Origin of the sequence: Provencibacterium massiliense, from assembly GCF_900169495.1 — a bacterium.
GTDB classification, from domain to species: Bacteria; Bacillota; Clostridia; order Oscillospirales; family Ruminococcaceae; genus Harryflintia; species Harryflintia acetispora.
Genome location: NZ_FWCH01000008.1, coordinates 1 through 24,031 on the forward strand (window position 1 = coordinate 1; position 24,031 = coordinate 24,031).

The 24,031-nt window shown below is 56.5% G+C and carries 22 protein-coding genes and 2 pseudogenes; 5 read left to right on the forward strand and 19 right to left on the reverse strand.

All coding sequences use genetic code 11. From position 1 onward, the window contains the following. Positions 1-120 precede the first annotated feature (120 nt). Both B5477_RS00815 and B5477_RS00820 read right to left on the reverse strand, forming a co-directional pair. Positions 121-1,362 (reverse strand): annotated as a pseudogene (locus B5477_RS00815) (VirD4-like conjugal transfer protein, CD1115 family); the annotation flags it as partial. Positions 1,363-1,447: 85 nt separating this feature from the next. Then, entirely contained in the window at positions 1,448-3,349 is a 1,902-nt protein-coding gene (locus B5477_RS00820) for an AAA family ATPase (protein WP_079697953.1), read from the reverse strand. A gap of 87 nt (positions 3,350-3,436) precedes the next feature. Between B5477_RS00820 and B5477_RS14775 the strand changes: the two genes are divergently transcribed. After that, positions 3,437-3,853 (forward strand): hypothetical protein, encoded by a 417-nt coding sequence (locus tag B5477_RS14775; protein ID WP_087385313.1) that lies wholly within the window; start codon positions 3,437-3,439, stop codon positions 3,851-3,853. A gap of 59 nt (positions 3,854-3,912) precedes the next feature. Here B5477_RS14775 and mobQ read toward each other — a convergent pair whose 3' ends face one another. The 10 genes and pseudogenes from mobQ to B5477_RS00870 all read right to left on the reverse strand — a co-directional run bounded on the left by mobQ (position 3,913) and on the right by B5477_RS00870 (position 11,719). Continuing rightward, positions 3,913-5,520, reverse strand: a complete 1,608-nt coding sequence (gene mobQ, locus B5477_RS00825; protein WP_479725089.1) for a MobQ family relaxase — start codon at positions 5,518-5,520, stop codon at positions 3,913-3,915. A 131-nt stretch (positions 5,521-5,651) separates the two neighbouring features. Next, complete coding sequence (locus B5477_RS00830) at positions 5,652-5,948, reverse strand: DUF3847 domain-containing protein (RefSeq protein WP_079697954.1); 297 nt, start codon at positions 5,946-5,948, stop codon at positions 5,652-5,654. 108 nt (positions 5,949-6,056) lie between these two features. Beyond that, entirely contained in the window at positions 6,057-6,344 is a 288-nt protein-coding gene (locus B5477_RS00835; protein ID WP_079697955.1) for a hypothetical protein, read from the reverse strand. A gap of 73 nt (positions 6,345-6,417) precedes the next feature. Beyond that, positions 6,418-6,714: a hypothetical protein gene (locus B5477_RS00840; RefSeq protein WP_079697956.1), complete on the reverse strand. Its 297-nt coding sequence runs from the start codon at positions 6,712-6,714 to the stop codon at positions 6,418-6,420. Between the two features lie 134 nt (positions 6,715-6,848). After that, positions 6,849-7,064, reverse strand: coding sequence for a transposon-encoded TnpW family protein (locus B5477_RS00845; RefSeq protein WP_079697957.1), 216 nt, complete (start codon positions 7,062-7,064; stop codon positions 6,849-6,851). 78 nt (positions 7,065-7,142) lie between these two features. Beyond that, positions 7,143-9,017 carry a recombinase family protein gene (locus B5477_RS00850; RefSeq protein ID WP_079697958.1) on the reverse strand — a complete coding sequence of 625 codons (1,875 nt, stop codon included), beginning with the start codon at positions 9,015-9,017 and terminating at the stop codon, positions 7,143-7,145. Between the two features lie 32 nt (positions 9,018-9,049). After that, positions 9,050-9,349: pseudogene (locus tag B5477_RS00855) on the reverse strand (hypothetical protein); the annotation flags it as partial. Further along, positions 9,346-9,819 (reverse strand): PcfB family protein, encoded by a 474-nt coding sequence (locus tag B5477_RS00860; RefSeq protein ID WP_007860263.1) that lies wholly within the window; start codon positions 9,817-9,819, stop codon positions 9,346-9,348. The gene B5477_RS00860 and the pseudogene B5477_RS00855, both read right to left, overlap by 4 nt. 36 nt (positions 9,820-9,855) lie before the next feature. Next, positions 9,856-10,800, reverse strand: coding sequence for a DUF6017 domain-containing protein (locus B5477_RS00865; RefSeq protein ID WP_007860264.1), 945 nt, complete (start codon positions 10,798-10,800; stop codon positions 9,856-9,858). A 262-nt stretch (positions 10,801-11,062) separates the two neighbouring features. Further along, complete coding sequence (locus B5477_RS00870) at positions 11,063-11,719, reverse strand: hypothetical protein (protein ID WP_079697960.1); 657 nt, start codon at positions 11,717-11,719, stop codon at positions 11,063-11,065. Between the two features lie 301 nt (positions 11,720-12,020). Here B5477_RS00870 and hrcA point away from each other — a divergent pair, with 301 nt between their 5' ends. The 4 genes from hrcA (at position 12,021) to dnaJ (ending at position 16,859) form a co-directional block, all read left to right on the forward strand. Next, positions 12,021-13,076, forward strand: coding sequence for a heat-inducible transcriptional repressor HrcA (hrcA, locus tag B5477_RS00875; RefSeq protein WP_159448885.1), 1,056 nt, complete (start codon positions 12,021-12,023; stop codon positions 13,074-13,076). A gap of 44 nt (positions 13,077-13,120) precedes the next feature. Beyond that, on the forward strand, positions 13,121-13,678 hold the full coding sequence (gene grpE, locus B5477_RS00880) for a nucleotide exchange factor GrpE (protein WP_079697962.1): 558 nt from the start codon (positions 13,121-13,123) through the stop codon (positions 13,676-13,678). Between the two features lie 53 nt (positions 13,679-13,731). Then, positions 13,732-15,579 carry a molecular chaperone DnaK gene (gene dnaK, locus B5477_RS00885; protein ID WP_079697963.1) on the forward strand — a complete coding sequence of 616 codons (1,848 nt, stop codon included), beginning with the start codon at positions 13,732-13,734 and terminating at the stop codon, positions 15,577-15,579. Between the two features lie 122 nt (positions 15,580-15,701). Then, positions 15,702-16,859 carry a molecular chaperone DnaJ gene (gene dnaJ, locus B5477_RS00890; RefSeq protein ID WP_079698038.1) on the forward strand — a complete coding sequence of 386 codons (1,158 nt, stop codon included), beginning with the start codon at positions 15,702-15,704 and terminating at the stop codon, positions 16,857-16,859. Between the two features lie 1,290 nt (positions 16,860-18,149). Here the strand turns inward: dnaJ and sdaAA are convergent. From sdaAA to B5477_RS00925, 7 genes are all read right to left on the reverse strand, one after another. Further along, positions 18,150-19,022, reverse strand: coding sequence for an L-serine ammonia-lyase, iron-sulfur-dependent, subunit alpha (gene sdaAA / locus B5477_RS00895; protein WP_079697964.1), 873 nt, complete (start codon positions 19,020-19,022; stop codon positions 18,150-18,152). Between the two features lie 17 nt (positions 19,023-19,039). Next, positions 19,040-19,720 (reverse strand): L-serine ammonia-lyase, iron-sulfur-dependent subunit beta, encoded by a 681-nt coding sequence (sdaAB, locus tag B5477_RS00900; RefSeq protein ID WP_079697965.1) that lies wholly within the window; start codon positions 19,718-19,720, stop codon positions 19,040-19,042. 118 nt (positions 19,721-19,838) lie between these two features. Next, positions 19,839-20,714: a class B sortase gene (locus B5477_RS00905; protein ID WP_079697966.1), complete on the reverse strand. Its 876-nt coding sequence runs from the start codon at positions 20,712-20,714 to the stop codon at positions 19,839-19,841. Between the two features lie 318 nt (positions 20,715-21,032). Further along, complete coding sequence (locus B5477_RS00910) at positions 21,033-21,254, reverse strand: PF20097 family protein (RefSeq protein WP_079697967.1); 222 nt, start codon at positions 21,252-21,254, stop codon at positions 21,033-21,035. A gap of 22 nt (positions 21,255-21,276) precedes the next feature. Beyond that, the gene (locus B5477_RS00915; RefSeq protein WP_143533518.1) at positions 21,277-22,698 is read right to left on the reverse strand and encodes a lipopolysaccharide biosynthesis protein; all 1,422 of its coding nucleotides are present in this window, start codon (positions 22,696-22,698) and stop codon (positions 21,277-21,279) included. Between the two features lie 174 nt (positions 22,699-22,872). Beyond that, on the reverse strand, positions 22,873-23,469 hold the full coding sequence (locus B5477_RS00920) for an SOS response-associated peptidase (RefSeq protein ID WP_159448886.1): 597 nt from the start codon (positions 23,467-23,469) through the stop codon (positions 22,873-22,875). Between the two features lie 114 nt (positions 23,470-23,583). Continuing rightward, complete coding sequence (locus tag B5477_RS00925) at positions 23,584-24,024, reverse strand: ACT domain-containing protein (RefSeq protein WP_079697970.1); 441 nt, start codon at positions 24,022-24,024, stop codon at positions 23,584-23,586. Positions 24,025-24,031 lie beyond the last annotated feature (7 nt).

The window sequence follows — 24,031 nt, forward strand, 5'->3', positions numbered from 1 at the left end:
ATTTCCTTTGGTAAATGCTCCATATTCGACCTCCTGTATTCAGTTTTTTCAGAATCCAGTTGATCGTGTCCCTGTTCATGATAAATTCAAGGCAACTGAACTCTTCACGAACAAGTATGGCATATCCTTTCCTAATTTTTGATAAGTAAGTCCATGAGAAACCTGCGTGCCGCGATTTTCGGAAGTATTGAAACTGTCGATTGTTTCCCGTCCCAAGTTATCCGAAATATCCTTTGCATTTTTCCCACGTCCTCCCAAAAACAAGGTGCTGTCGGCATTATCAAGTATGATTTCTGCCGCGTCCTTGTAAATGGCTTTTAGTTGGCTCTGCGATTGCAGAATGATAGAAGCGGACATTTCCCTGCTGCGAATGGTCGCAATTAACTTATCAAAGCGGGGTATCTGCCCGATGTTGGCAAATTCATCAAGCAAAAACCGGACATGAATAGGCAATTTGCCGTTGTATTCGTTGTCCGCTTTATCACAAAGCAAATTGAAAAGCTGCGATTGCAGAATAGCGATAACAAAATTAAAGGTGTCGTCGGTATCGCTCATTATGAGGAAAAGCGCGGTTTTCCTGTCGCCCAATGTATCAAGTTCCAATTCATCATAGGACATGAGTTCCCGGAGTTCCTCTATATCAAAAGGGGCAAGACGCGCACCGCAAGAAATAAGGATTGATTTTGCCGTTTTGCCCGCCGCCAATTTGTATTTTTTATATTGCTTCACCGCGAAATGGTCGGGGCTGCGTTCTTCTAAATCGGCAAAGAGCAGATCAACGGGGCTTTGGTATTCCTCGTCGTCCTCGCGTGCTTCGCTTGCATTGATAAGTTCAAGCAGCGTTGTAAAGTTCATTTCCTCGGCGGGGGCTTCATACCAAATGTAGCCGATCAACGCGCAATATAATAATCTCTCGGCTTTCACCCAAAAATCTTCCGCGCTTTTTTCTCCCTCGCCTTTGGTATTGACAATAAGGGTATTGACAACCTTTAACACGTCCTTTTCGCTGCGGATATAGACAAAGGGGTTATAGTGCATACTTTTCCGAAAGTTTATCGTGTTCAGTACCTTAATGCGGTAGCCTGCCCGTTGCAGCAGCTTTCCGCACTCGATTAGGACGGTGCCTTTTGGGTCGGTCAAGACGTAGGAAGAATGAAGCTGCATTAAATTAGGCTTTACGAAAAACCTTGTCTTGCCGCTGCCGCTGCCGCCGATCACCACGACGTTTTTATTTCTCGCATATTTCGGCTGCTTCGGGCGGCTGTTCATGGTAAGGCGTTCGGTCTGCGTCAAAATGATGTTGTTCTGAAAATCCGGGTCAATGTAGGGCTTTATATCTTCGGCGTTGCCCCATGAAGCGTTTTGTCAAGTGCTTTTTTGAGTTATTGACGCAAATTCTTGTGAAAGTGCGAAAGTGCAAAGTGCAAAGGGTCTGCGTTTTGCACTTTCAGATTGCGGGTTCGGGCGGCTGCTTCTTCTTGATGAAGTTATACCATTGACCGCCGACACGCCTTGCGCCTAAAATACCGCCCATGTTGCGCTTGGCGTTCTGTACCGTCCTCTCGGATATTCCGGCTTCGGCTGCGGCCTTTACAATGTCCTCGCTGGCAAGTTCTTTCCCGTCTGCAAGCAGGTCAAGTATCAGCTTCTCGGCTTGCTCGGTCTTGGTGGCGGTGTTCCCGCCCGCGCCGGATAGCAGCTCGTCGGCGGTTATGTCGTATTCGCCTATCCATGAAAAGCCTGTTTCCGGGTCAAGGCAAAAGGCAACGGGCTTGCCCTCCGGCGCAAGGGAAGATTTGTCATGGACGATAACACGCACATTCGGCTCCCGCTTCACGCGCCCGATCAGCAGGACGCTCCTTGCTGCGGCGCGGAAGTCGATAGAACCTAAGCCCCGGTATGCGCTCTGCCCTCCGGCAGCTTTGTTCAGGTGTCCGATAAGGATAACAGCGCACCCGGTACGCTCGGCAACATCGGCAAGGCGGCGGAACATGGGGCGCACTTCATTTGCCCTGTTCATGTCGGTCTTTTCGCCCATGTACGCCTGTATGGGGTCAAGGATAATCAGCCGCGCCCCGTTCTGCGTGATTGCCTTTTCTATGCGCTCGTCGGAGAGGGTAAGCTCCCGCTTGGCTTCATCAATCACAAGCACGCGGTCAAGGTCGGCTTCGGCTTCTATCAAGCGGGGCTTGACGGTATCGCCCAGCCCGTCCTCGGCGGTCTGGTAAATCACATGGAATGGCGGCAAGGGCTTCATTCCCGGCAGCGTTCCCCCGGTGGTACAGGCGGCGGCAAGGCGTAGGGCAAAGGTGGTCTTGCCCTCGCCGGGGTTGCCTTGCACAATGGTTACTTTCCCGAAAGGGATATACGGCTCCCATAGCCATTCAACGGTCTGCGTGTCAACCTCGCTCATGCGGATAATCTCGACGGTTTCTTCCTGCGGCGGCTCTTTCAAGCCGTAAACCGCTTCCCGGATATACTTCCCGTCTGTGATTTCTGCCCGGTGCTGCAATACCTCGTTCCAGTCCTTGTAAAGCGGCACAAGGCGGTGGACGGTCAAGCCCTCCGGCACAAGCTCCGCAAGGCGGCTGCAAGCGTCGTTTCCCGCTTGGTCGCTGTCAAGGCAGAGGTAGACGGTCTTGATGTTCGGACGGTCAGAGAGGAAACGCAACAGGGCTTTTTCTCCCACGCCGCCCAATGACAAATAGCTCTGCTTCTGCCATGCCTTTTTGAACAGGCAGAGGAAAGAGAGCAGGTCAACGGGGGCTTCAAAGACAAAAAGCCTGTCACCCTCGCCCCGGTAGCAGAAATTAAAGGCTTTGTCGCTGCCTTTCACATCAAGCCGGAAGTTTCCCGCCGTTCCCTTGCTGTGGGCGTAGCGCGGTATTCCGTCCTCGTCCCGCCCCACAAATACGGCGTTGTGGTGGGCTGTGTCCTCGTAAATATCGCCGCGGGCAAAGAAAAAGCCCGTCACATCTTCATCAATGCGGCGGGCTGCTGTGAGGTAGTTCCTCGCTATTCTGTTGTCGTTGTTTGGGGGCGGTAGCCGGAAGTCAGAGAGGGACGCGGGGCAAGGTTTGTCCGGCGGTGGTGCGGCTCCCTTTTCTCCTGTGAGAAGTTCCACGGCTTCGGTAAAGCTCTTGCCGAAAAACTCCATGATAAAATCAACGGGGCCGCCGCCCTTGCTCTGGCTGTGCCTGTACCATTTGTTTCCCCGGACGGTCAAGCTGTCGTGCCGTTTCCAGCGGTATTCATTCCCGGCGCGGGTAAGTTGCTCGCCCTGTGATTGCAGGAAAGAAACAAGGTCGGCTTGGTTTGCCCGGTCTATCTGTTCTTGGGTGTAGTACATGGTTGATACCTCGCTTTCTGTGGTTGAATTGTTCATAGCTATTGCGTATAATAAAAATATAAGATTGCGAATAAGGCGGTAGGTAAAGTGTCAGACGAAATTATCAATTATCATGATTTATCAGAACATGAAAAAGACAAAGCCCTTCGTCAACTCAATGGGCTTGGATTTACTCCGGCTTATGGTAGTATTTCTTGTATGAAAAATGAAATGGAGAAGTCTAAAGGTCATACTTTGCCACAATATATTTTTGTCCGTAGGAGTGGCGAATTTATTGGATATATGTTTTTGATTGCGGAAAGTGAAAAAAGTAGCAAGGTATTTCCGTGGTGGGCAGTTGATAATTCTGACGAACTTCCGTTAGCAACAGACATTCGTTTACTGCAATTTGGAATTGAACTTTGCGAAAAATCTGAATGTTTTCAGTTGGCAGAAAGATTACAACACCAGCTTGAATGTCATAAGAAGTATATCGGACGCAGAACAGAAGAAATGTCTCGATAAATTCTGAAATCGAACAGTACATAGGGCGGACAAGCAAAATAGCTTGCCCGTCCTTTCCCTTATCGCTCCTGTTCGTGACGCTTGGCGCGGGTCTGCTCCGGCTGGTCTGCTTTCAGGGCAATATCAACGCACTTGCGGATATTGTGCAGCTCGGCAACCTCGGCGCGGGTTTCTTTCAGCTTGGTATATTCCGCTGTTCTCTGCCCGCTGAGGGTGGCGTACTCCTTTTCCCATTCAGCGATAGGCAAGCTCTTTGTCCCTTTCGGCAGATTTGCATGGAGATAGCGGCTCGCTGCGTTCCATAGGGTAAGCTCGGCGCGGTGGGTTTCCTCGTACTTGTCGCGCTTGCTCGTCCAGCCATTTTTCAGCTTTTTCAGCTCGTCGTGAATGGGCTTGTACTCGTTGTAGTTCTTCCCGTATTCAATCAGCTTTTGCAATTCTTTCATGCGCTTCTCGGCGGTTTTCATGCCCTCCCGGATAGCGTCGGCTTGGTCGCTGACAGAGGAAAGGGCAGCGTCCAGCTCCGCAAGGGTGGAAATGCTATGCTCGGAAAGATAGTTGACCGCCTTTGCAACGGTTTTCAGTTCATCGGCGGCGTGCTGCCTTTGCCAACTCTGCGAATACTTCCGGCTCTTTTCTCTCTGAACGCTTAAATACTTCATCAGCAGATTTGCAAGGCCGTGGGATTGCGGGGGCTGCTCCGGGGCGGCTTCCCGCGCCTTGAACAGTTCGCCAATCCATTCTTTGAGCTTTCCTATCTGCGCCCGGATTTCCCGGATAAGGCGGTTTGCCTTTTGGATATTCCGGTTCAGCTCGCCTTTCTCGGTGGCTATGCCTTTCTTCTCCATTTGACAAGCCGCCACGCCCATGTGGACGGTGGGCAGCTCGTCAATGCCGCGCTCGGCGTTGCTGCGGTGGTCGATACGCTCCGGGCTTCCGGCGCGTTCAAGGTAGGCGTTTGAAATATCTGCCCATGCCTTGCGCCATAAAAGCGCGTTGCCCTTGTCGTTCCAGCCTGTGAGGTCAACTTTGTGTGTCTTGTATCTGCCGCTTGGTAAGCGTATGCGCTCACCGTTTTCGTCAAGGTCATATTCCTTTTTGGACTTCGCCGCCCATGCGCCACGCTCGTCAAGGGGACGCATGGTAAGCATGATATGACAATGGGGGTTGCCGCTGCCGGTGTCGTGTAGGCAGAAGTCAACGCACATTCCTCTTGAAACAAATTGAGAGGAACAGTATTCCCGGACAAGCCGGATCTGTTCCTCTCTGGATAATTCTATGGGGAGTGCTGCGTCAATCTCTCTGGCAAGCTGGACGTTCCCGGCTTTCTCGTAAAGCTCCACACTGTTCCATAGGGTAGCGCGGTCAGAGAAAGAGGGCGGGGCATGGGGCGGCAGTAGGATTTCCGTATGGACAACGCCGCGCTTGCGGGTGTAGTCATGGGTCATTCCGTCCCATTCGTTTGTGATTTTCTCGCCGCTTCGGTAGGCGGCTGCGGCAACGGCTGACTTGCCTTTTCCTCGGCTCACAATGCCGATGTTACAATGGTAAATAGCTATGGGTATCACCTCCCGGATAGGATAATAAAACCCGCAAAAATAGTACAGACGCCGGGGCGGGTGTACTGTTTTTGTGGGTATGCAGGGATAGCCGCGTAAGCGGCGCAAGGGGTGCAGCCCCTTGTTGCGGCAAAGCCGCCATATCGGAGCGCGGGGAAAGTTCCCTGTGCGGAGATAAGCCCTCGGCAGAGCGCACACGCCCGCAAGGGTGTATAAGTGCGCCCTTTGTTCCAAAGGGATTATTCCGCGTTCCCGTCCTCGGCTCGTTTTTTCAAAAACTCCTGTGCTGGCTCGCTCGTCAAGGCAAGCCGTAAAAAGGCTTTCGCGTCCTCGTCCGGCATGGCAATCAGCTCCGGCACAAGGCTCTCCATGAAGCCGCCGCGCTTGCAAAGCCTGTGGTTTCTCGCCTTGCGTTCCTCAACGGATAACTTCTGCTTGATGATTTTCTCCCGGTTTTCAAACTGCCGGATTTTCTTCTTGCTTTCCTCAATCTCGGCGGTCAATTCCTCGCGGGTTTTCTCTCTCGGTTTCGTCATGGGTGGTCGCTCCTTTCTGCCCGTCGGCGAAATAAAGAGCAGCCGTTTTCTGTACGAAAATAGCTGCTCTCGGTTTAATATATTTAGTTATTTGCGGTATTTATGGCATTACTTAAACGGAACAACAGTTCCGACAACGCGGCCAATAAAATACACTATGCCAATGTGAATTGCGAAACAAATAATTAGGAGTACTACTGCTAAAATCTTATTTTTGACCATATCGCAAACTTTGCGCCAATAGTTTCCAATTACCCATATCTCGGACGCAAAAAACAGGATGAACAGCGGATTGCTTTGAAACAGCATTGCCATATTGGATAATGCGTAACTGATAATGATATAGTTTATAGACTCAATCACAATCTCAAGATATTTTGATGCTTTTGTTTTCATGTTGCCACCCCCTTGTCTGTTTTTGCTCAAGTGCTTATTTTTAATATATCACAAGACTATGAACAAATCTATATCATTTCAGTCTATCAGCGGTGTTGTTTTCTTTTGCATATTGCCGCGCCTTTTCCCGGCGTTCCTCACTGTATGGGACGGTCAGGCGGAAAGAGAAACGGCCTTTCTCGATGTCAAACTCCATGCAGCCCGTTTCCGGGTCTGCGTCGGTCTGCTGGCAGATCGCCGGATAACGGCGGCTGTATGCAAGCAGACGCTTTTTCAAGGCGGTGTTGTGGGTGCGGATATGGATAAGGGGGTCTTTCTCGTCAAACCAAATATCGGTGGTCTTTTCCTGCTTGGTAAGCCCTGTTCTCATGCAAGCTCCTTTCTGCGCCCCTGTTACGCAATAGGGGCATTTTTCGGGTGTTTTCTCCGGCTTTTGACTTGGAGAAAACAGCGTATTTGACGATAAAAACCGCCCGGACGGGGAATGTATCGTCGGGGCGGTTGTTATCGCAAGATTTCTGTTTTTTCCGGCTCTTGACCGTCAGACACGGATAAACGCGAACTGTCGGCAAGTATCGTCTTGAGCAGCTTGTCGCGGAATGTTTCTGTGCTGCTGTGATTGAAAAATAACTCCGCAACAATGGTCTGCCCGTTCCTCTGCGTCGTGATGATACTGTCGGCGTTCCGGGGTTCGGTGGGCGTCCCGTTCTGTTCTGCCATAGGCGGCTCCTTTCTCCGGGCGCAAAAGAGGGACTTCCCGTAGCCGGAAAATCCCTCTTGGTTGTCGGTTATTCTGTTTTACTGTGCGGGCTGTGCGGCGGCGGTCTGCGCCTTTCTCCTTGCCCGGTATTCCCGCGCCTTGATACGGTCATACTCCCGCTGCTTTTCAAGGTTTCGCGCCCGGTACTCCCTTGAATACTGCCGGTGGTAGGCGCGGCTCTTTTCCTTTTTGGCTTCTTCGATTTCCTCCCGCATTTGCCGGATTTCCTGCTCGGTCGGCTCTGCAAGCTGCGTTACTTCGTTCTCAAACCTGCCGATATAGTTGAAATATATGCTGATGTGTTGGATTGCGTATCTCGCCCTTTTCTGGTCGCGCTCATGCACTTCAATCCTGCTGATAAACTCGTTGAGAATGGCGGGGGTGAGGTCGGTAAAAGCGGCATGGCGTTCCGTCAGTTTCAAAAACTTCTGCGCCCGTCCTCCCGCGTTCTCGAAAGCGGATAGCTGCTCTTGCAGCCCCGCAAGCTCCGTTTTCAGTGTGTAGTATTCTTCCGAATATTTCTTCGACATTTGCTCATAGCGGTCTTGCGGGATAGCGCCGAGGGCGTTGTCCTCATAGAGTTTATTCAGAACCTTGTCAATCTGTTCAAGGCGCGTTGTGATTTGCGGGATACGTTTCTGCTGCTTCTTGGTCTGGTCGGTCTGCTGCATGGCAAGGTTCTTTTTCACTAAGGCTTCAAACTCCGCCCGGTTGCTGATAGAGTAGTCCTCGATTTTCTTCAGCACTTCCGCGACGGTCTGCATAAGCAAGTCAGCGTCAATGATGTGTGGGGAATGGCACTTGGGGTTTTTGGCTTTCCCCTTGTGGTACTCGCTGCAATAGGCAACGTGCCGCTTGCTGCCGTATCTGTAATCTATGCGGATGTGCATTTTTGCGCCGCAATCCTTACAGAAAAGCAAGCCCGACAAAGGGTGGATTTCCCCGTCCCCGTTGGGGCGTCTGACGGGCGCGTTTTCCAAAATCCGCTGTGCGGTTTCAAAGTCGGCGCGGTCAATAATCGGCTCATGCACATTTTCGGTTATCTGCCATTGGCTCCGGTCTACATAGTGGTTCCGCTTGTCCCGGAAATGCTTTGTAGTCTTGAAGTTGACTACATCGCCGCAATACTCCTGCCGCGTAAGGATATGGGTCAAGGTGGCTTTGTTCCACTTGTAGCGGTTATCCTCATTGAGCGCCTTATTTTTACACGTTCCCCGTCCCCGGTCTTTCATGTAGAATGTGGGAGTAGGGATTTGCTCGTTTTTCAGATATACGGCAATTTGGTTGCGGTTCTTCCCGCCGATAAACAAACGGAAAATAAGGCGCACAACCTCGGCGGCTTCCTCGTCGATTATCCAAAAATCCTTGTTGTCCGGGTCTTTGACATAGCCGTAGGGGGCTTCGGTGGCAATCGGCTTTCCGCTCATGCCTTTGGTCTTAATGCCCGTTTTCACTTTCTTGCTGATGTCCTTTGCGTACCACTCCGACATGATGTTGATAAAGGGCGCAAACTCCAATGTGTCGGGCTTCTCGCTGTCAATGCCGTTGTTGACCGCGATAAAGCGCACGTTGTTCCGTCTGAATATCTCCATAGCGTTGCCGACTTGGAGATAGTCGCGCCCCCAGCGCGTCAGGTCTTTCATAATGCAAACGCCGACTTTTCCGTTTTCAACGTCCTCCATCATGCGGGAGTAGGCAGAACGGTCAAAAAATCTGCCGCTTTCATCATCGTCGATGTAGTGCCGGATATTCGTCAACCGCTGCCCTCTGGCGTAGTTCTCCAAAAAGATTTTCTGGTTCTGTATGCTGTTGCTCTCGCCGCCGTCCCTGTCCTCGTCCCCTACGGAAAGGCGGGAGTAAAGGGCTGTGATTTTGTTGTAATCATTCATGTGCATATCCTCCTGTGCGTCCATGTAGGTGTCCTTTACACTTAAGATTATGCACTCCATCGGGCAGAGCCGTACTCCGCGCCCTTGCGGTATTTCTTTGCGTTTTTCCCTTTGACATAGACAATCAAGCGGATAACCACCGCGCCTACAATGCCAACAAGCAAATCCAGCGGGTACACGCTCGGCAAGGCGTTTTCAAATGCTGCGGAAAATCCTTTTGTGATATTCAGTATCTTTGCGGATATATCCGCGCCGGGGGCAAGTCGCACCGCCTGTCCGACTTTATCAAAGAGATAGACAAAGAACACATAGGGGATATTCGGAAGTATCAGCTTTTTGTAGTTTATTTGCTTCATATCTCGCGCCCCCTGTCTATTTTCTTTACCTTGTCGCGGGCGGCGTTAAGCTGCTTCGCCTTGTCCTTTGCAGCGGCAAGGGCTTTGCGGATAGAGGGCTTTTTATCCCGGTTCAGCTTCTTTGCGGAAAACTCTTGAAATGCTGCGGTCATAACGTCCGCGTCCCGGCCTTTGAAAAACACAAGGTAACGGGTCTGCTCGCCCTTAACCTTTTTCAGCGAAAAATCTATGTTGTATTTCTTCGCCGTACTCTCAAAGGCTTTAATATTGCTGTCGGTGATCTCGATGTTGGAAACGCCCGCGTTCTGCTTCATAAGCTGGCGCATGGTCTGTTTCCCATGCGCGGGCTTGCTTTTCTGCTCCAAAAACTTTCGGATTGCTTTCTGCAACGCCTGTTCGGTAAGCCGCGCCGCGCCTTTTCCCACTTTGACGTATAGGGCAATCGTTTTTTGGGTTACTTCCTCCTGCAAGGTATCAACTCCTTTCCCGGTAAAGTGTGGCTATGCTCATTCGCCGCCGTAAAAATCGTGATTGACAAGGGCGGTATAGTAGCTGTCAATGGTACTCGGCGCGTTGAACAGCACCGCTTTTAGATACTGCTTGATATTGCGCACTTTGGTTGTGTTTTCCCTCATGCAGTCCAAAACAAATTCAATATGGCTGCTGTTCAGCTTCAAAAACTTGGATTTGACAAGTTCGGCGGGGTAGTCGTCCCCGGCAATACGGATTGTCTTTCGGGCTGTGCAGACGGTTTCCAGCATAAGGTCAACAATCTCATTTAGGCGGTCTGCGTCGATTTTACAGTTTTGAATGAGATGGTCGTATTCGATATTGTCCTTGATAATCTCCCTGTAAATCTCTACTGCGCTATTGCTTTTCGCTTCCGTTCTTTTCCTTTCCGGCGGCGTAGCCGCTTCGTCCTGTGCAAAGGGCAAGGGGTTTGGGGAATGGAAAGGAATGGAATGGGTACTTGATAAATCAGTAATTGATTGTTCTTTACTTGATATATCTTTATTTAATTGCGTTGGATTTTCCAACGTAGGTTTTTCCAACGTTGGATTATCCAATGTTGGATTTTCCAATGTTGGATTTTCCAATGTAGGGTAATCCGATATAGACGGCTGTTCGCCGCTGGTAGCTGCTTCCGGCTCTCGCGGCTGCGGCTGCTCGTATATGACATAATCCGCGCCCCGCAAGCGTCCTTTCTCGTCGCGCTCCCGGCTGCGCACGATATATCCGGCTTTTTCGAGTTCTTTTACCGCTTCGCGGATTGCGTCGATCTTCTCGCGGTTGATGTGAGATAAGCCCGCAAGGGTATAATCCCAATCTTCGGGCAAAGACAGCATTTGCGAAAGCAAGCCTTTTGCCTTTAAGGTGAGTTCCTTATTGCGCAAGTGGTGGTTGCTCATAACGGTATATCCCGTATTGCGTTCCACTCTGAAAACTGCCATGTTTCATCACTTCCTCTCTTGGTCTGCGTGGAATATTAGAAAGCCGTTTTCGGCGGTTTTGGTATTGCAGTATGCCTTTGCCGTTTTTGTGTCTGAAAAGCCTTGTATTGCAAGGGCTTTTTCGCGCCTAACGTTCCACGTTACCGCCTGTTTTCGGGCATAAAAAAACCGCAACTCTTTTCAAGCTGCGGCGACATATCCTACTCACTTAAAAACGCCATATCAAGGCTTGTCCAACCTTGCTACGGCGTTTTAGGTGTAATTATAGGGGTTGTTTAATTGTCTTTAATGTGCTGAAAGCCGCATGGTTACGGCATTTTCCTTGTTGTGCATATATTGACGGGGCAGTGGGGCCGGTGGGCCCAGCTACGCCGTCAGCTCCTGTCGCGCCGCGGGGGATGATGAAGTCGAGCACATGATCCGGCCCTCCGGTCACGTCATTGACCTGGGCCGCATAGCCCGGCTCGGCGGTGGTGGTATAACGCACATTGACCGTCTCCGCATTGCCGGTCGCGCCAGTTGTCCCGGCAGGACCGGCAGGTCCGGTAGCTCCCGTCGCACCAGTGCCTCCGGTCGCGCCGGTGGCGCCGGTCGATCCAGTGGTTCCAGCAGGGCCGGTGACGCCTGTAGCCCCGGTCGAGCCGGTTGAGCCGGTGGGCCCTGCAGCGCCCGTGGAGCCGGTCGCGCCGCGGGGAATGACAAAATCGAGAATATGGTTCGGTCCGCCGCTCACATCGCTCACCTGGGCGGGCGTCCCAGGCTCGGCGGTGGTGGTCTGGCGGACGGTGATCGTTTCAGCCGCTCCGGTCGCGCCAGTCGCACCGGTGGCTCCGGTGGGTCCGGTCGGGCCCGGTACCGGACAGGGAACCGGACAACAGCAGCAGGGGTCCTGCCCCGAATTGCATGAATAGATGTTCAATTTTTAAACCTCCATGGGGAATAATTGAGAGACATGTTCCCTCCTTTTATTATATGTATACGCTCACAAATGTGAGCGTGCACAAATGTGAGCGTGCACATTTGTGAGCGCGCCGCCCGCGTACGGCGCGCGGCTGCAAATTGCGCTTTGCAAAAAAGCCCTTTCCTTTTCAAAAGCCAGGGACGGATGAAAATAACTGTAAATAAATTATGAATCCTATTGACTTCTTGTTTTTTCCGTGATACATTATATTTAGCACTCGAATATATTGAGTGCTAATACAGCAAGCGAGGTGATAGCAGTGGGACTCGACGCGAGAAAAGGGCGGATTCTGGCTGCTATCGTGAGCCAGTATATCCAGACGGGGGAGCCCGTCGGGAGCAAGAGCATCTGTGATCTGGAGGGGATCAACGTTTCGAGCGCCACGGTGCGCAACGAGATGGCGGCGCTCTTTGACATGGGGCTGCTCGAACAGCCGCACACCTCGGCGGGGAGGATTCCCTCCCATCTCGGCTACCGGGTCTACATCGACTCCCTCATGCGGTGTGACCCCCTCACCCAGCACGAGCGCGACGAGCTGGACGCCCTTTTTAACGTGGGCGACCCCGATCCCGACCGGCTGATCGAGGATGCGACCGAGCGGCTGGCCCAGTATACCGGCTGCGCGACCGTGTCGGCCACCATGACGGCCAGAAGCGTTTACGTCAAGCGGGTGGGGCTGATCAAGGTGGACGAGACCACCGTGGTCATCCTGGTCATGGCCAACAACGGCGTGATCAAGAACAAGGTCGTGCGGGTGGGCTTCCGGGTGACGCAGGACATCTGCGACTTCTTCACCAACTTTGCCAACGGGATGCTGCGTGGGAAAAGCCTCTATGAGATTTCCCTGCTCTACCTCAACTCGGTGGCGGTTTCGCTGGGCGAATATTCCCGCCTGCTGACCCCCCTCCTGGCGGCCATCTACGAGCTGTGCAAGGAGATCTACGACGGGCAGTTCTACCGGCGCGGGGAGACCAACCTCCTTTCCTACCACGAGCTCGAGGCCGCCGCGCGCGAGCTCTTCACGCTGCTGGAAAGCCGCGAGCGGGTGACCGAACTGCTCTATCCGCAGGGGTCGCTCGCCCCGGGGGTCAAGGTGGCCATCGGCAAGGAGAACCGCGAGCAGGAGCTGTGCGACACCGCGCTGATCGTGGCGCGCTACCGGATCGGCAGCGATTCGGCGGGGGCGATCGGGATCATCGGGCCGGTGCGCCTGCCCTATCCGAGGCTGATCCCGCATCTGGAGTATTTCGCAAATACCCTGGGCAAACTCCTATCGGACACCTACCGCAGCGAGGCTTCATCGCCCCAGCAATAAGGGAACACGACAATTTACAGATACCGAAAGGGGACGGATCCGACTTGTCTGAGAAGAAAAAGCACGACGCCGCGCCGCAGGCGCAGGCGGAGGAAAAGCAGAAACCGGACGGCGCCGGGCAGGAGGCGCCTGTCACCGAGGCCCAGCCGGCACAGGAAGAACAAAACGGGCTCGAGCTGCTGCAAAAGCAATACGACGAGCTGAACGACAAGCACCTGCGCATCCTCGCCGAGTACGACAACTACCGCAAGCGCTCGGTGCGGGAGAAGGAATCGGTCTATCCGCAGGCGGTGGCCTCGACGGTCGAGCGCTTCCTGCCGGTGGTGGACAATTTCGAGCGGGCGCTCGACTGCGAATGCGCCGACCCCGAGTTCAAGAAGGGGATGGAGATGATCCTGGACGGGCTGCGCCAGGCGCTCGAGGGGCTGTCGGTCGTTCCCATCGGGGAGGTCGGAGAGGCGTTCGACGCCAACCTCCATCACGCGGTCATGCATGTGGAGGACGATTCGCTCGGCGAAAACGTCGTCAGCCAGGTGCTGCAAAAGGGCTACCGGATCGGCGAGCGGGTCATCCGCTGCGCGATGGTCGCCGTGGCGAACTAGTTAAGATTCCATATTTGAGATAAAACGATACATGCTTTTAGGAGGAAACTATTATGGGAAAAATTATAGGCATTGACCTTGGCACCACCAACTCCTGCGTCGCCGTCATGGAGGGCGGCGAGCCGGTCGTCATCGCGAACCCCGAGGGGGCCAGGACCACCCCGTCCGTCGTCGCCTTCTCCAAGGACGGCGAGCGGATGGTCGGCACCGTGGCCAAGCGCCAGGCGATCACCAACCCCGACCGCACCGTGATGAGCATCAAGCGCCACATGGGGTCGGACTACTCGGTCTCGATCGACAGCAAGAAGTACACCCCGCAGGAAATTTCCGCGATGATTTTGCAGAAGCTCAAATCCGACGCGGAGGCCTACCTCGGAGAAAAGATCACCGAGGCGGTCATCACCGTGCCGGCCTACTTCACCGACGCGCAGCGCCAGGCGACCAAGGACGCCGGCCGGATCGCGGGGCTCGACGTCAAGCGGATCATCAACGAGCCGACCGCCGCCGCGCTGGCCTACGGCGTAGATAAGGAGCAGGACCAGAAGATCATGGTCTACGACCTGGGCGGCGGCACCTTCGACGTGTCGATCATTGAGATGGGCGACGGTGTGCAGGAGGTCCTGGCCACCGCGGGCAACAACCGCCTGGGCGGCGACGACTTCGACGAGCGGGTCATCGGCTACCTCGCGGACGAATTCAAAAAGTCCAACGGGATCGACCTGCGGGCCGACAAGATGGCCATGCAGCGCCTCAAGGAGGCCGCCGAGAAGGCCAAGATCGAGCTTTCCGGCATGACCAGCGCCAACATCAACCTCCCCTTCATCACCGCCGACGCCTCCGGCCCGAAGCATCTGGACATCACCCTCACCCGGGCGAAGTTCAACGAGCTGACCGCCGACCTGGTGCAGGCCACCATGGGCCCGGTCAAGCAGGCCATCTCGGACGCCGGGATTTCGCCGAGCGACCTCGACAAGATCCTCCTGGTGGGCGGCTCCTCCCGTATCCCGGCCGTGCAGGAAGCGGTCAAGGGGATCACCGGCAAGGACCCGTTCAAGGGGATCAACCCCGACGAGTGCGTGGCCATCGGCGCGGCCATCCAGGGCGGCGTGCTCGGCGGCGACGTCAAGGGCCTGCTGCTGCTCGACGTGACCCCGCTCTCCCTCGGCCTTGAGACCCTGGGCGGCGTGTTCACCAAGATCATCGAGCGCAATACCACCATCCCGACCAAGAAGAGCCAGGTCTTCACCACCGCCGCGGACAACCAGACCTCGGTCGAGGTCCATGTGCTGCAGGGCGAGCGCGAGATGGCCAGGGACAACAAGACCCTCGGGATGTTCCACCTCGACGGAATCGCCCCGGCGCGCCGCGGCACCCCGCAGATCGAGGTGACCTTCGACATCGACGCCAACGGCATTGTCCACGTCTCGGCCAAGGACCTGGGCACCGGTAAGGAGCAGCACATCACCATCACCTCCTCCACCAACATGTCCAAGGACGACATTGACAAGGCGGTGCGCGAGGCCGAGCAGTATGCCGAGGAGGACAAGAAGCACCGCGAGGAGATCGACACGCGCAACGGCGCCGAGCAGATGGTCTACCAGTGCGAGAAGACGGTGACCGACCTGGGCGACAAGATGTCCGACAGTGAGAAGAGCGACATCAACGCGAAGATCGACGCGCTCAAGGAAGCGCTCAAGGGCAGCGACCTCGAGGCGATCAAGCAAAAACAGGATGAGCTGCAAAAGGCCTTCTACGCGGTCAGCGAAAAGATTTACCAGCAGTCCGCCCCGCAGGACGGCGCGGCACCCGGCCCGGACATGGGCGGCGCCGCCCCCGGCGGCTCCACCGGCGACGACGGCTATGTGGACGCCGACTTCAAAGAGGTTGACGACAACAAGTAATTCATCTATAATAGGTTGGCACAAAAGGGGTAGGGCCGGTTACCTTACCCCTTTTTGGCGGATAACCATTGAGAATGTTTCATATAGAATAGAATGGCGACGGCAACGAGAGGGTGATGATTTTGCCTGAGAAACGCGATTACTATGAGGTTCTGGGCGTATCCAAGGGCTGCTCGGACGACGAGCTCAAAAAGGCCTACCGCAAATACGCCAAGCAATACCATCCGGACCTCAATCCCGGCGACAAGGAAGCCGAGGCAAAGTTCAAAGAGGTCAACGAGGCGTATGAAATTCTCTCGGACAAGGAGAAGCGCGCGCGGTACGACCAGTTCGGCCACGCGGGGGTGGACCCGAGCTATGGCGGCGGGGCCGGCCCGGCCTATGGCGCGGGCGGCTTCGACTTCGGCGACATCGGGGACATCTTCGACAGCTTCTTCGGCGGGGGCTTCGGCTTCGGCGGCTCCACCCGTACCCGCGATCCGAACGCGCCGATCCGGGGGAACAACGTCAATATCAGCATTGCGCTCTCCTTCATGGAGGCGGTCAAGGGCTGCAAAAAGGACATCACCGTGCCCCGGCTCGAGGAGTGCGCCTCCTGCCACGGGAGCGGCGCCAAGGCGGGCAGCGCGCCCGAAACCTGCCCCGAATGCGGCGGCAGCGGGCAGGTGCGCGTTTCCCAGCGCACCCCGCTCGGGATGATCCAGACCGTCAAGCCCTGCTCCAAGTGCTCGGGCAAGGGGAAGATCATCACCCAGCCCTGCCCCGACTGTAAGGGGATGGGCCGGGTGCGCAAGTCCAAGAAGCTGGAGGTCAGCGTCCCGGCGGGGATCGACGACGGGCAGACCTTCGTGCTGCGCTCCCAGGGCGACAGCGGCCTCAACGGCGGGCCCGCGGGGGATGTGAATATCACCGTGTCGGTGCGCCCCGACCCGCTGTTCGAGCGCAAGGGCTTCGACATCTGGTGCGACGTGCCCCTCACCTTCGCGCAGGCGGCGCTGGGCGACGAGATCATCGTGCCCACCGTCGACGGGAAGGTCACCTATACGGTACCCTCCGGCACCCAGTCCGGCACGGTCTTCCGGCTGCGCAACAAGGGGGTCCAGTACGTCGGCGGACGCGGACGGGGCGACCAGTACGTGCGCGCAAACATCGAGGTGCCCAAGAACCTGACCACCAAGCAAAAGGATGCGCTCAAGGAGTTCGACAAGACGATGAATGACCGCAACTATGAAAAGCGCAAGGGCTTCTTCGACAAGCTCAAGGATATGATGGAGAAATAGGGATTCTCAAGGGGCGTCGCCCCTTGGGCGGGTGCGGGCAGAGCCCGCGGCCTTTGCCGGGTTACTGGAATTCGCCTTGACAGAAGCCTAAATAAGATCAGGAAGAGGAGCAAAAAGCTCCCAATGGGAGGTTTTTGCGTGGGGAAACCCTATCAAGGGGTTTCCCCATGGCGGCAGGGCCGCCATCTACTCGCGGGGCAATGGCAGGTGCTCGCGCACCCGCAGGCGGAAGTTTCTGGGCGGCCGGGGGCCGCAGGCTTGCCCGGCTGCGCGCCGGGAGTGGCGTTTACGGGGCTATCCGCCCCGCACCCCGACCCCTTTCTTTTGTTTGAAAAGAAAGGGGAAAAGAAAGCAAACAAAGGAGGGGACGCCCCTCCTTGACCACCCCTCGCGCGACCACGCGCGGACTATACACGTTTTCGCCCGCCGCAAAATGCGAAGCCCCGCTCCGGTTTTCCGGAGCGGGGCTTTTTGCCCGCGCAGGCAGCTGATGACAACAACGATTGCACCCCCTTCGGGGGCCTTTTCCCGCGAAGGAGGTTCCGCGCAGAAACCTCTCTGAAAAGGATTATCTCCCAAATTTCGCCTTTTTTCTTGCTTTTTCCTGACAGGCGTGCTACAATCATCTTACAGGGGTTTCCCCTTAAAAAGAATAGCCATGGCAGGCGCAATGTGTTACCAGCACATTACGCCCTGCATGAGGTGAGGCACCACCCCATACAACCGGTATCCCGGCACCACGACTGATGCCATTATAACACATTCTTTCCCATTTGCAAAGAATGTCGTTTTTTACCGGTTTCCTTGCGACCAGAGCGCATGGATGGGGTTTTCCCCTCCATGCGCTTTCTTTATGCGCCCCGCAAGGGGCTGGGGTGGCGGGATTCCTACGCCCCGCCACCCCAGGGAGGCCCCTGACCAAGTTCAGGTCAGGGGATAAAACTTACAGGACGAACCGGGTTGTGAAGCGGGAAGGCCAGGCGCACGCTTGGCCTTCTTTTGATTTGATTTTTTTCAAGTATTCGGTTTCCAAAGGGCCTAAGGCGCCGATGGTGCCATGTCCTTCTGGCGGGTGCGGGCAGAGCCCGCGACCTTTCCGGGTCGCTGTCACACGCGTCCACAAATCCTCCTCCGGATCAGGAAGGGGAGCAAAAAGCTCCCTGTGGGAGGTTTTTGCGTGGGGAAACCCTATCAAGGGGTTTCCCCATGGCGGCGGGGCCGCCATCTTCTCCTCTGAGGAATTGGCTGCTGCCTGCGCAGCCGCCGGCGAACCAGTCCACCGCCCCAAAACTACTTTTTAATTTTTTGCGCCAGCCTCTGCCCGGCCTCGGTGGCCGCCAGGCCCCCGAGCGCCGTCTCCCGCAGCGCGGCGGGCATCGCCCGCCCGACCTTGTCCATCGCGGACACTGTGTCATCAAAAGGGATATAGCTCTCCACCCCGCCCAGCGCCAAGTCGGCGCAGAGGATGGCATTGGCAACTCCGGAGGCGTTGCGCTTGATGCAGGGGATTTCCACCAAGCCCCCCACCGGGTCGCAGACCAGGCCGAGCACCGTTTTGATCGACATCGCCGCCGCATGGAAGGCCTGCCGCGGGCTGCCGCCCATCAGCTCGACCAGGGCCGCCGCCGCCATCGCCGAGGCCGAGCCGCACTCGGCCTGGCAGCCGCCCTGCGCCCCTGCGATGGTCGCGTTCTGGGCGATCAGCTCGCCCACCCCGGAAGCGGTGAAAAGGGCCATGACCAGCTCCCCGTCGCTCTTTCCCCGCTGCTCCCCCACCGAGAGCAGCGCCGCCGGCACGATCCCGCAGGAGCCCGCCGTCGGGCAGGCGACGATCCGGCCCATCGCGGCGTTATACTCCGAAACCGAGAGCGCCATCGCCGCCGCGCTGGCGATCACCGGGCCGCACAGCGGCTCGCCGTCCTGGCAATACCGGTGGTAACGAAAGGCGTCCCCGCCGGTGAGGCCGCTGGTCGAGCGCAGCGGTTCGCCGAGCCCCGGGCGCACCGAGGCGCGCATGGCAAAGAGCATCTCCTCCATCCTGGCGAGTAGTCGTTCCCGGGATTTTCCGCTGCGCTCACACTCCTCGCGCAGGGTACATTCCCCGATTGAGATATCCCTTTCATCGCAGGCGGCAAGAACGCCTTTGGCCGAAGCCTCGATCATATCCATTCTCCTTCGATTTAAAATTCATCCGGCTGGCAGCGCAGCTCCAGCACGTTTTCCATATCCGGCAGGGCGCGGATCTTTTCGAGCACCGACGGATCAATCTCCTTGTCGAGCTCCAGGTACATGTCCGCCGTACCGCTCGTCTTGTGCCGGTTGACCCGCATGTTGCCGATGTTCACCCGCTCGTTGTAGAGCAGCGCCGTGATGTTCGAGATCACCCCCGGCGTGTCCTTATGGCGGGTGACGATGATCGGGCTCTCGCCGGTAAAGCTGACGGGAATGCCGTTGATATCGGTAATCACCACATTTCCCCCGCCCACCGACGAGCCGGTGATCGAGTAGTGCTCGCCGGCCTCGGTGACGATCAAAAAGCGCACCGTGTTCGGGTGCACGCTGCCGAGATCGGTGGGGACGAAACGGTACCGCAGCCCCAGCTGATCCGCCAGCTCAAAGGAGCGCGGCAGCCGCTCGTCCGCGGGGCGAAGGCCGATGATCCCCGCCAGCAGCGCCTTGTCGGTGCCGTGGCCCTGGTAGGTCTGCGCGAACGAGCCGTGCAGCTCGAAGGTCACCTCGCTGATCTTCCCGCCGCAGAGGGAGCGCGCCATCTCGCCCAGGCGCGCCGCGCCCGCCGTATGCGAGCTCGACGGCCCCACCATCACCGGGCCGATGATATCAAAAACGCCGTAATCGCCCAACGTTATCCACTCCTTTATACTTTCCTTGTTGTACAAGGTACATTGTACACGAATCCATCCGCAATTTCCACCGTCTTTCGCAAAGACAAAAAAGCCCCGGATTTTCCGGGGCTTTTGCTTATTTGCTGAAATCGGGCTCCTTCGGGTCGGGGTTCTGGTGGACGTCCGCCGTTTCGTAGAAGTCCTCGCCCTCTGTCACCAGCTTGCCCATCACCACAAAGCGCTGGTGCGGGTTCTGCGAGTAGGTCCCGTATTTATAGCTGCAGGTGGACAGCGAGATGATCTTGTCCTGCGGCCCGACGTTGACGTTGTAGTCAAATTGCGAGCGCTCCCGCACGTCGGCGATCAGCTTCTCGTACTTCTGCGGGGTGAAGCTGGCGTAGTGATAGGGCACGGGGCTGAGAACATCCTCCGAATAGAAGACGGTGAAGATTTCATAGATGTGCGTCTCCTCCCCGGTGGTCAGGTAGATATAGGGGTGGTTTTTCGCAAATTCCAAATCGTCGAACTTAAAGAGCTGGGCAAACTTCACCCCGTTCGGGTCGTCCTTGACCCCCTGGGGATTGCCGAGGTTGTGGCCGTAGATGATCACGTTCTGGGAGAGGGCAGACGTGCTGCCGTCCCCGACGGTGCTCTCATAGTCCATCCAGAGGCTGCCGCTGAAGGAATAGTTCTTGGTCACGTCCCGGCGGTAATAGAATTTGTTGTCGGTCGTCTGGACCACCGCCTCGCTCAGCTCGGTGCCCGGCACCTGCAGCCAGGCCACCACGTCCGAATTCTGGGCGTGCGCCTGCTCAAGGGCTTCCCCGACGCTCGGAACCTGCGGCTGGTAGTCGCTTCCCGGGCGCGGGTCACGGATGGGATTGACCCAGCCGGCAACGTCCTGGCTCCCCTCGTCGGGCTCCTCGTTTTTCTTTCCCGTACAGGCTGCCAGCGAAAGCGTCAGCAACAGGGCCGCCGCCAGGGCCGACAATCTTCTGATCTTCTGTTTCATAGGCCACTCCTTTGCCAAGCGTCGTTTTCCGTTACCTAGTATAAGCGCAAGGACAGGCAGTTATGACTGCCCACCGATATTGCTGTCCCGGGTTTTTCCCGCGAACGCGCGGGATGGTTGTTTCCTCTCTGAGGATAACACGGCGCGAAGGGCTTGACAATCGGCTTTTTCCTGTCAATTATCCTTCCAGAAAGCAGGGCCCACAGCTTCCAGAGTGGGGCAGATAACCCGTCCGCCGCCAAGGGGCCTGCCACCCTTTTCCTCATAAAAACAAAACTGGGAGCGAAAGAAAATTCTTCCGCTCCCGCTGGATCAACGTTATTGGATGTCCGAATAGTCGATTACGATCTTTTCGCAGCCCTTGCAGTGATAGGCGTTTTTCACGGCGGCAGCGCCGCCCAAAATACTCCAGGACAGCTGGACCCCGCCGCCCTTCCCAACGAGCGCCGATTCATGCCGCTCTTTTCTCCAGGCGATGGCGTTCCCGTCGCTGGTGATATATCCCTTCTCCATTTCCCGATCACAAAAGGGGCACTTCATGTCGATCGCCCTCCTTCTCCGCTTATTTCCCCCGCCTCTTCGCGAGCACGCCGCGCAGGCTGTGCCAGACCGGCCCGAGGTTGATAACCGCCATCAGCCCGGTCAGCCCCAGCTCCCAGAGCACCCAATAGGGCAGCTCATAGATCATAATCGCGCTCTGCGCCCCCACGATCAATAGGTTGAGGGCAATCTTCGGAATATTCCAGTGCATCTGCACCGCCCTGCTCGCGCTGACCGCGCGCAGCAAAAAGACTACGAAATAGCTCACAAAGGTGGCCAGCGCCGCGCCGTTGACCCCCATCTCCGGGATGAGCGCAAGGTTTAAAACGATGTTGATCCCGGCGCCCACCGCAGTGGTGGCCAGCGCCATCACGCTGTTCTTCTGCACCATATAGACGCTGCCCAGGAAGGTGACCATGCAGGAAAAGGCGGTGGCGACCACCAGGATCGGTACATACTCCCAGGCGGGATAGAAGGCCATGTCCGACACCAGCAGCCGGATGATCAGCTTGGAGCATAGGATCAGCCCGGACGAGCACAAAAAGACCAGCGACTGGAACGCGCCGAATACGTTGGAAAAGAAGCGCGAGCGGTCCCGGTCCTGCCCGTCCACCACGGCGGACATCTGCCAGGCGTCGATAAAGATGTTGGAGACCAGCACCACCACGGTGGGCACCTTGTAGGAAACGGCATAGAGCCCGTCCAGCCTGACCCCCAGCATGTAGGAGACGATGAAGCGGTCGGAGACGTTGGTGATCCACCAGAAAACGGTGGTGGGGATCAGCGGCACCGCGTAGCGCAGCATGGCCTTGGAGACGGCGCCCATCCCGGGCCGGTAGCGCAAAAAGCGCCAGAGCCCGGCCACCACAAACAAAAAGAGGGCGGAGCACAGGTCGGAGAGGATGGTCGCCAGCATGTATCCAACGATCCCGAGCTTCAGTCCCAGCAGCAGGAACAGGTTGAAGCCGAGCACCATCGCGGTGGAGAGCACCCCGTCGAAGGTATAGAGCTTGACCCGCTGCTGGGCGCGCACAAACTGCGAGCAGAGCGAGCGCAGCAGCGAGCAGAGCACATAGAGGTAGATCAAAAAGGTGTAGTCTGAAATGTAGCGGATCTGCCGCAGCAGCGGCTCGAGCAGCAAAAAGGCGAGAAAGCCGCAGGCGATCACCGTCAGCCCCGTGGTGAAGACGTCCCGCTTGTCCACCTCTTTGTCCAGCCCGAAGCGGATGATCGCGTTGAGCACCCCCACCGAGACCAGCGGCAGGCAGAGGTTGCTCATCTGCACCATCAGGTCCACCGTGCCGTACTCCCCTTCGCTGAGGACGCTGGTATAGAGCGGCATGAGCAGGAAGACCAGCAGCTTGGAGCCGAAGGTCCCGATCCCGAAGAGCAGGGTATTGGATATCAGCTTGTAATACTTGTTCTGCCGAAGCGAACGTTCCAAGCAAAAATCTCCCCCAATCAATATTCTTCCTTAGTGTGGGCCAAAAGCGCCGGGAAAAGTCCCGGGCTAAAATTTCCCGGGCCCCGGGCGAAGCAATAAAAAATGGTCGCGACCATAGGTCGGCCATAAAAATTCAAAGAATAACCATACTGCTTTTTATTATAGCAAACCCGCTCATTCGGCGCAATACAGCGTCTGCTGCTCGGGCGCGTCCGACTCTTGGCGCAAAAGCGGCGGAGCGCTTGCCAGGATTCCCTTGACGGCGCTCCCATCGAGCAGCCAGGGGCGCAGCGACCCCCGCGTTAACAGCAGCGGCATGCGCTCGTGGACGCCCAAAAGCGAGGCGTTCGCCCCGGTGGTGAGGACGACGAAGCGCTCCTCCCCCTCCCCCGGCTCATAGAGCCCGGCCATGTAAAGCGGCGCGCCCGGCAGGGAGAAGCGGTATTTTCTCTTCTCAGCGTCCCATTCGTAAAAGGAGGAGGCCGCCAGCGCGCACCGGCGCACCGCGAGGCTTTGGCGGAACATCGGCCGCTCGCCGGCGCTCTCGGCGCGCGCGTTGACAATCAGCCCCTTCCCGCGCGGGTTCGGATAGCCCCAGCGCATGAGGCGCGCCGCGATCTTTGCGCCCTCCCCCACCAGAACCGGGGCCAGGTCGCCGGGGCGGATGTCCCCCGTTTTTATTTCGCTCTGCCCGGGCAAGGGCCGCGCCAGCTCCAATATCCGCTGCAGGGCCCGGCAGCCCTCGGCGCTAAACTGGTATCTTGTGCACATACGCTCCCTCCGCCCTTTAGTATAACACAGAAATTGCGCAAAAACGAGGCGCTTTCGGGCGCAAAAGAACGCCGGGAAAAGCTCCCTTTTCCCGGCGTTCTTTGACATGGCCTTTTATCTGGTGAACAGCTCGGACATCTCGCTCTGGCAGACCGGCTTGATCCCTTCCTTGTCCAGGACCTCGATTGCCTTCTCGTTGTCCGCGACCTTGAAGATCATGTAGGCGCTGTCCTCCTTCTTGCTGGTGAAGGCGTAGGTGTACTCCAGGTTGACCCCGTTCTCACTCAGAATGTCCAGCACCCGCACCAGGCTCCCGGGCTTGTCGGGAATCTCGATGGCCAACACCTTGGTGATCGAAAAGACGTAACCCGCATCCTTGAGCACGCAGGCGGTCTTATAGGAGTCGTCCACAATGATGCGCAAAATCCCGAAATCCTTCGCATCCGCCACCGACAGGGCGTGCATGTTGATCCCATTGTGGTCCAGCAGCCGGGCAAACTCGGTGAGCTGACCGGGCTTGTTCTCCAAAAACACGGAAATCTGTTTTGCCGTCATAAGTCGT